Genomic DNA, 8,579 nt, shown 5'->3' on the forward strand with positions numbered 1-8,579 from the left:
TTAATTAAAGGTTAAAAAGGATTTTCCTTAAGCTCTCTTGCGCATACATCGTCAAGAGTTCTTTTACAGCTTTTTCAGTGATATCCACTGAAAAATGTTGATCAATACATTTGATCATAACGCCCTCTAAAGCACTTTCAACTTGGACTGTCTGCCCCTTTAAAGCAACGATAACATCGCTTAAAAGATCCGCACAGATTTCTTCCGCTTTAAATTTTTTAGAAAGAATTGCTTCAATATTAGCAGAAACCCCATCTTTTTTAAGGGCCTCAACAACTGTATTGATAATTTTTACAACTGTCTCCTTATTCGACAGATAGCGTCGAATTTGAGAGTCGAGTTCTTTGTGAAACAAGTGATGTTCAATGCGATCGCGCAATTGCGTTAACACCTGTTGAGTCGATACTTTAAGAGAAGACTCAAACACGCGCTGTCTCTCTTGAATGGATGCTTCCGCTTCCTCAATCATTTTTTTTGCTTTGAGGCGCGCTTTTTCGATGATCTTCTCACCCTCTTTATGAGCCTCTTCAATCACAGCTTCGGCTTGCTTATGAGCCGGCTCTAGGGTTTCACGAATAAGTACATCGCAAATTTTTTTGACTTTCTCTTTGGATGAGTCGATAACTTTCATATTTCTTCACTCCTCAAAAGCAATAACAAGGAACAACATACTATAATTGCAAATAATTTTCTATGAAAATTCTCCCACTCCATTAAAAAATCCCCTCCATGAATAGAGGAGATTTTTTGACGGTTAAGGAATATTGGCTATCACTATCCGCTGACCGCTTGAGCTCCCGGCTGGAGCAAGGGAGATTGCAGCTTGGCCCCCGTTCAAATTAAAACGCATAAGCAATGCCTAACTGCCATTTTTGAAAAAACAAATGGGATTTTTTTTGGACAATATCTCTTTGGCGATAGGCATACGGCATCACCTGCCCCGTGAGAAGAATGTGCTTGGCTAAGTTAAAATCGACACCACTAAAGGGGCCGATTAAATAGGCATTTTTCGTATCTTCTTTAATCATATAGGTTCCGCTGACGCCAAATGTCATAAAGAGATCACTGGCACTTTTTGCCCTAAATCCCAAATGACCCACAAGGTTCATCTTTTCATTTTTTTTATGTTCAACGGATCGATCCCGATAAAACCCATTTCCTCCAAATCCTACCGTATAGCCACGACTATAAATCTGAAGATAGGGAATAACGGATTGTAAAATATTGTCATAAATAGGACCAATTGAAATCCCCGATTGATCGCGCATGACGGTTCGGGGTTTTGAAGCTCTTGCATGAACAAATGCAGGCAAAAGCATCACACACAAAACCAACCCAATCCAATTTTTTCTCACAAAGAACTCACTTTTTAAAATATATACCGAAATTATTATATCGCTCGTGATTCAAGATTACACTGAAATGAGTTGAAAAAAAATGAAAAACTCTAAAACTCGACTTTGCAACTTTTTGGATCCGCCTGCCGCGGTCTTTGCTCTCGGACGCTCAACCTGTGGTCGAACCGGGGGATTATTAAACCCTAGAGAACAAATATCTCGAGGCTATCAAGCCCAAAAAGTTACAAAGTCGAGTAAAAAACCAGAAAATCTATTGAATGTCGATATCGCCTAATAGTATAGTAAAATTTATGAAGAAAATATATTGCATACTTGTTTCTATTTTTCTCTCCACATCTAGGATCTTTGCTTTAGAGCCTGATGGAGACACTTCATATACGAGTAATGCGGCTATTGGCTCTGCCGATGCTGCAACAACGGCTATTAGCATTAGTATGATAGGATGGGGAATCGGTCTAACGGCTGCAATCGCCGCCATTACTATTCTGATTCCACCGGATGAAGAGGCGACAACGCACTCGCACGGGAGCTAGCCGCATGAAAGCCCACCCCCTTCTTATTCTCGCTTCTTTTCTATCAATGACCTATTTGCAATCCGCCATTAAAACTTGTTTTTTCATCCCTCCAAAAAATTGGGTTTATTGTGATCAAAAGAGTGCTGAAAAAAAGGAGACGATTGCTTTTGTTAGCCCGAAAAAACTAAAAACAATCACCCCGACAATCGCCTATGATATCAAGCCCAATTCAGTCTCTGCAAACGACTATGTCAAAAGTGCTTTGAAACTTCTCAATCAGGACCGCAATCACACCTGCATCTCTTTAGGCTCCCTGCAAATCGATTCTCATCATGCCGAATTACTTCAAATTGATCAGAAAATGCCTATAGGCAAAGTGACCCTGCTTCAACTTGTCATCTTTGATCAGGATACTGTCCACATTCTTTCCGCTCCCACCTTGGAGAGTGATTTTCATCGTTATGATTCTGATATTTTAGAAACATTTAAATCTGCACAACTCATTTCATCCCCTCTAGACGTTTTAAATCATGCCCCTCTATTACGCTCAAAACTCTCAAGTGCAATGGATTCCTTTTGCTCTACTGCCAAGCAATTTCAATCTACCCCTCTTAAGCTATATAAAAATGCTTTGATTTCTGAGAGCAAACAAATCGAATCAATTCTTTTAAATGACTGTAAAGAATATGGAACGTATTTCCCTATTCTTACTATAAATTACCTCAATGATTATGTTCAGAATTTATCACCTACACCGGATGTCGTACAGAATGAAAACAATTGACTCAATTTCTCTTGTTTCACGCTCTATTACTCTTATCATCTCTTGCATTTTTTTAAGCGCTTGCTCTTCTCACTCTTCTACCTTTGCCTATCAACAACATGAAGCTGAAGAGCACCCATTTACGGAACTCGTTTCAAAAATTAAAAATAAAGTCAATGAACCCCAAATGCAATGGCTCTACTTTGAAGGCAAACTCAAAGCCTATTTAAACATCTTTGTCGGGGAGCTCAAGTCAATCAATGAAGAGCATAAGGAAGTGCGCGTTATTATTGAAACGGACAAAGGTCGTCTCTGCTTTACGGCGCCTCTTCTTCAAGGGAGTCAACGCGTTAAAATTCCGGATGAATGGATCCCCCAAATCATCAATCTTTTTGAATTGAGTGAAAAGGCTAAAATCACTCTTGCAGAATATAAAACCGAACTCAATTTGCAGCGGTTTCACTATATGCTTGAAAAAGCAAAAAAGAAACACTCGCTTTCCCAATTCAAATCTACAATGCTCTTTGATCTATAGTATACCAAATATTGGACAGCTAGGGTCAAGTCTGATAACATAAAAAAAAATTGGAGGTGACCATGAGTAAACTTGATGAATTAAAAAAAATGACCACGATAGTGGCAGATACCGGTGAATTCCATGAAATTCAAAAATACAAACCAACAGATGCAACGACAAATCCCTCATTGATTCTTAAGGCGTCAGAGCAAGAAGTCTATAAACCTCTGATTGAAGAGGGTGTGAGTTATGCTAAAGAGCATGCTAAAAATGAAAAAGAATTGCTCGATTTGATGATCACAAAAATTTTTGTCAATTTTGGTATTGAAATTCTAAAGATCGTTCCCGGACGAGTTTCAACAGAAGTCGATGCCCGTCTCTCATTTGACATTGAAGGAAGTATTGCAAAAGCACATCAATATATCCAACTATATAAAAATGCCGGGATTCCCAAAGAACGCGTTTTAATTAAACTCGCCTCTACATGGGAAGGTATCCAGGCAGCTAAAGTCCTTGAAGCTGAGGGTATTCATTGCAATATGACCCTGATGTTTAGCTTGGCTCAAGCGATCGGATGTGCTGAAGCAAAGGCTACACTTATTTCTCCCTTTGTAGGACGTATATTAGATTGGTACAAAAATGCAGAAAAAAAAGACTTTACTCCTGAAGAAGATCCCGGAGTAAAATCCGTATCTGAAATTTACACCTATTATAAAAAATTTGGTTATAAAACGCAGATCATGGGAGCTAGTTTTCGAAATTCGGGTGAAATTTTAGAACTTGCCGGATGTGATTTGATTACGATTTCACCCCCTCTTCTTAACGAGCTTACAACAATGGAAGGAGCTGTGCCTAGAAAGCTAGACCCTTCTCAGGCTGAGCATGCCTCTATAGAGAAAATAACAGTGGATGAGAAAACATTCCGATGGCTTCTAAATGAGAATGCCATGGCGACTGAGAAACTATCGGAAGGAATCCGCAAGTTTGCAGCTGATACGGTTAAACTTGAGAAATACCTTCAAACGTTATGCCGTTGATTTTTTTATACCCATTAGACAAAAAAAAACCCGAAGGACAATCCTTCGGGTTTTTTTATTTAACGCATTTACAGTCTATTCAGCATCAGTGAAAATGAATTCCAATTCGGCTTCTTCCTCACGATCAACGAGCTTTTTAACGCGTTGATAATAGTCGGTGAATCCTGTCCCACCCGGAATCATATGACCCATGATGAGGTTGGATTTGAAGTCGAGAAGATAGTCATTTTTACCTTCACACGCCGCATCTGTTAAGACCTTGGTCGTTTCTTGGAAGGAGGCCGCTGAAACGAAACTTTCCGTTCCAAGTGACGCTTTTGTAATACCAAGAAGAACAGGAGCTGCCTGAGCAGGTTTTCCACCTTCTGAAACCACTTTTTGGTTTTGGAAGTGGAAAGTTTTTCTGTTGATATCTTCGCCAAACAGGAATGTCGTATCGCCCGGATCGGTAATCCTTACCTTTTGGAGCATTTGACGAACAATGATTTCAATATGCTTATCATTGATATCCACCCCTTGTAAGCGATAGACTTCTTGAACCTGGTTCACGAGATATTTTTGCAATTCTCTCACGCCGCAGATTTCAAGAATTTCTTGGGGAACAACTAGACCATCTGTGAGCTGTTGTCCTTTGACAACAAAGTCACCACTTTGAACAATCAAGTGCTTTGTCAATGGAATATGATGCTCTTCCTCCATTCCCGTTGTTTCATCTTTTACAACAACGATACGCTTAGATTTCTGAACTCCTTTGAAATCGATAACCCCATCGAGCTTAGCAATGATTGCCGCGTCTTTTGGTTTTCTCGCTTCAAAAAGTTCTGCAACGCGGGGAAGACCCCCGGTAATATCCTTCGTCTTGATCGCCCCACGCGGCAATCTGGCGAGAATCATACCGGCATTGACATATTGCCCTTCTTGGACCGAGATAAAGGCCCCTGATGGAATCGCATACGTTCCAATCAGCTCATTGCATTCGGCATCGCGATAAACAACGATTTGCGGATGCAACTCCCCTCTATGCTGCTTCACAACAATTTCGGACTGACCGGTTTGTTTGTTTACGCTGCGCTGTGTTGAAATTCCTTCAATAAGATCTTCGTACTTAACAAATCCGGGCTTTTCGCAAATAATCGGAACATTGTGTTGTTCCCAAATTGCGATTTTTTGTCCCTTTGTCACCGGAGATGCATCCGGAAGCATGATTTGTGTCCCAAGTTCAACTCCAAATGTTTGAAGCGGCTCGATGGATTTTGTACTGAGAAGGTCTTTGTATTCGTTAACGGTTCGGCCTTCATTTTTTACAATATGGAGGAAACCGTTCTTATTAAGAGCAAGCCAAATCCCTTGCTCATTTTGTACCGTTCTAAGATCCTGATAAATTAAAATACCATCTTGCTCAACAATACTTTCCGGGCTTGCAGAAGCTGACGCAATACCTCCAAGGTGGAACGTACGCATTGTAAGCTGGGTTCCCGGTTCTCCGATCGACTGAGCGGCAATAATACCGACAGCTTCACCTTGAGAAACCGGCTTAGAAGTCGCTAAATTGAAGCCATAGCACTTCGCACAAACGCCACGTCTTGTTTCACAAGTGAGCGTAGAGCGGATTTTGACTCTTTCAATTCCGGCATCATCAATTTTTTCGGCTTGTTCCGCTGTAAGAATATCACCGGCACGAGCGAGATAATCGTTAGTACCCGGCATAAAGATATCATCGCAAACGGCACGGCCATAGATACGCTCTTTAAGGGCAAGAAGTTCTTCTTGGCCTTGCTTAACCGCCACAACTTCAATGCCATTCAATGTACCACAATCATCTTCCGTGATAAGAACATCTTGAGCGACATCGACAAGACGACGGGTTAAATAACCCGAATCGGCTGTTTTAAGAGCGGTATCCGCCAAACCTTTTCGAGCACCGTGAGAAGAAATAAAGTACTCAAGAACACTTAGACCTTCTCTAAAGTTAGAGGTAATCGGAGATTCAATAATTTCACCTGATGGTTTCGCCATCAAACCTCTAAGCGCTCCAAGCTGCTTAATCTGAGAACGCGTTCCCCTAGCACCTGAGTCCATCATCAGATAAAGTGGATTGAGTTCATTTCTCTCATTCGGCTTAGTAATCAGTTTGAAGAGCTCTTCAGAAACATCTTCGGTGACTTCCGACCAAATACTAATAATTTTAGAATGGCGCTCACCTTCAGTGATAATTCCATCCTCATATTGTTTTAATACGAGCTCAACGCGTGCATGCGCTTCTTCCATTAGCTTAACTTTTGCTTCCGGAATCATGACATCGCAAACCCCCATTGAAAGGGCTGCTTTTGTTGCATTCGAGAATCCTAGATTCTTTAAATCATCCAAAAATTGAACCGTTCTCTCTAGACCGCACTTTTTAGAAACGAGCCTAATGAGTTCTCCCATTTTTTTCTTTCTAAGAGAGTAGTTTTGGAATCCGAGTCGCGTAGGAATAATTTGATTAAATATCACACGACCGGGAGTCGTATTAATAATTCCGCTATCGAGTTTTAACTTAATCAGTTCATGAATATGTAAACCACGACCTAAATCATCGGATCTGCTGCGATTTTCCTCTTGCCCTTCTTGGCGATTGAAACTTAATGACGCATACAGAGCGAGTAAAACCTCTTCTTGATTGCTGAAGATTTTGATTTTCTTTCCTTGCTCTTCCGGACTATAGACCGGATCGTGCATCAAGTAATACAATCCTAAAATCATATCCTGAGAAGGAATTGTAACCGGTTTTCCGGATGAAGGGAGGAAAATATTATCCGTTGCCATCATCAAGAGTTTTGCTTCTAACTGCGCTTCAATTGATAGTGGAACGTGAACGGCCATTTGGTCTCCGTCGAAGTCGGCGTTAAACGCTGTCGTAACGAGCGGGTGAATCCGAATCGCTTTTCCTTCGATAAGAACGGGCTCAAATGCCTGAATTCCTAAGCGGTGGAGTGTTGGAGCACGGTTCAGAAGGACAGGGTGCCCTTTAATAATCTCTTCCAATACATCCCAAACGGCAGCATCTTCTCGTGCGATCATCTTCTTTGCAGATCTGATCGTATAGACAAGACCACGATCTTTGAGTTTTTTAACAATGAATGGCTCAAAGAGTTCCAGCGCCATTTGTTTAGGAATACCACACTGATTGAATTTCAACTCAGGACCAACAACAATAACCGAACGACCGGAGTAGTCGACTCGTTTACCAAGAAGATTCTGACGGAAACGCCCTTGCTTACCTTTCAGCATTTCAGATAATGCTTTAAGAGGTCGATTTCCTGCGCCCATAACGGGATGTCCATGACGGCCATTATCAAATAACGCATCGACTGCCTCTTGAAGCATTCTTTTTTCATTGCGGATAATGACTTCCGGTGTCTTGAGTTTTAAAATCGCCTTGAGACGGTTATTCCTATTAATCACGCGACGATAGAGATCATTAAGATCTGATGTCGCAAATCGCCCACCATCCAAAGGAACAAGCGGCCTTAAGTCAGGCGGCGTTACAGGAACGGCAGACATAACCATCCACTCAGGTTTGTTGGGAGATCCCAAAAACCCTTCAACGATTTTAAGTCTTTTTGCAAGTTTCATTCGCGCTTGTAAAGACTTTGTTTTTCTCAATTTTTCTTTTAGCTCAACAACAACTAACTCAAGATCTTCCGTTTCCAAAAGAGATTTCAAAGCTTCAGCCCCCATCATCGCTTTAAATGAATCGGGACCCCACTTTTCTTGAGCTTCGCGATATTCAACATCGTTCATGAGCTGTTTTTTTGTGAGCGTTGTACGACCCGGATCGACAACAACATATTCTTCATAGTAAATGATGCGCTCTAAATCACTCGTCGACATTCCGAGAATGTTACCCATTCTCGATGGCTGCGTTTTAAAGAACCAAATATGCACAACGGGAACGGCAAGCTCAATATGAGCCATACGTTCGCGTCTGACCTTTGATAGAGTGACTTCCACTCCACAGCGATCACACACAATTCCTTTATGCTTGATTTTTTTATATTTTCCGCAAGCACATTCCCAGTCTTTCGAGGGACCAAAAATCTTTTCACAAAAGAGCCCACCCTTCTCAGGTTTAAACGTTCTATAATTGATCGTTTCCGGCTTTTTAATTTCGCCCCTTGACCATTCATTACGAATAACATCATCAGAGGCAATTTTAATCGACAATTTATCAAATTGCGATTCGTCTATTTCTTCTTCCAACACTTAACGCTCTCCTATCAGGATGTTGAGGATTAAAGTAGGCTAAAATCAAATACATCTTCAGCAACATGCTCTGCACGTACATCAAGGCATAGCCCTTGCATCTCCTTGACGAGTACGTTGAACGATTCAGGTGTTCCAGCTTTG

At 41.1% G+C, this 8,579-nt stretch carries 7 protein-coding genes; 4 read left to right on the top strand and 3 right to left on the bottom strand.

Going from position 1 to position 8,579, the window contains the following annotated elements; genetic code table 11:
• Positions 1-4: 4 nt before the first annotated feature.
• Positions 5-631 (bottom strand): hypothetical protein, encoded by a 627-nt coding sequence (locus K9M07_02380; protein ID MCF7852069.1) that lies wholly within the window; start codon positions 629-631, stop codon positions 5-7.
• A 208-nt stretch (positions 632-839) separates the two neighbouring features.
• Positions 840-1,355, bottom strand: a complete 516-nt coding sequence (locus K9M07_02385; GenBank protein ID MCF7852070.1) for a hypothetical protein — start codon at positions 1,353-1,355, stop codon at positions 840-842.
• Positions 1,356-1,648: 293 nt separating this feature from the next.
• Between K9M07_02385 and K9M07_02390 the strand changes: the two genes are divergently transcribed.
• The 4 genes from K9M07_02390 to tal all read left to right on the top strand — a co-directional run bounded on the left by K9M07_02390 (position 1,649) and on the right by tal (position 4,190).
• The gene (locus tag K9M07_02390) at positions 1,649-1,891 is read left to right on the top strand and encodes a hypothetical protein (protein ID MCF7852071.1); all 243 of its coding nucleotides are present in this window, start codon (positions 1,649-1,651) and stop codon (positions 1,889-1,891) included.
• Positions 1,892-1,895: 4 nt separating this feature from the next.
• Positions 1,896-2,657 (top strand): hypothetical protein, encoded by a 762-nt coding sequence (locus K9M07_02395; GenBank protein ID MCF7852072.1) that lies wholly within the window; start codon positions 1,896-1,898, stop codon positions 2,655-2,657.
• The gene (locus tag K9M07_02400) at positions 2,644-3,171 is read left to right on the top strand and encodes a hypothetical protein (protein ID MCF7852073.1); all 528 of its coding nucleotides are present in this window, start codon (positions 2,644-2,646) and stop codon (positions 3,169-3,171) included. The genes K9M07_02395 and K9M07_02400 overlap by 14 nt, the downstream gene beginning before the upstream one ends.
• Positions 3,172-3,233: 62 nt before the next feature.
• Positions 3,234-4,190 carry a transaldolase gene (gene tal, locus K9M07_02405; GenBank protein ID MCF7852074.1) on the top strand — a complete coding sequence of 319 codons (957 nt, stop codon included), beginning with the start codon at positions 3,234-3,236 and terminating at the stop codon, positions 4,188-4,190.
• Between the two features lie 75 nt (positions 4,191-4,265).
• Here the strand turns inward: tal and rpoC are convergent, their stop codons facing one another.
• A complete protein-coding gene (gene rpoC / locus K9M07_02410; protein MCF7852075.1) occupies positions 4,266-8,435 on the bottom strand; it encodes a DNA-directed RNA polymerase subunit beta' in 4,170 nt (1,389 codons plus the stop codon).
• Positions 8,436-8,579 lie beyond the last annotated feature (144 nt).

It is taken from the genome of Simkaniaceae bacterium, assembly GCA_021734805.1.
In the GTDB taxonomy this organism is placed as follows: Bacteria; Chlamydiota; Chlamydiia; order Chlamydiales; family JACRBE01; genus Amphritriteisimkania.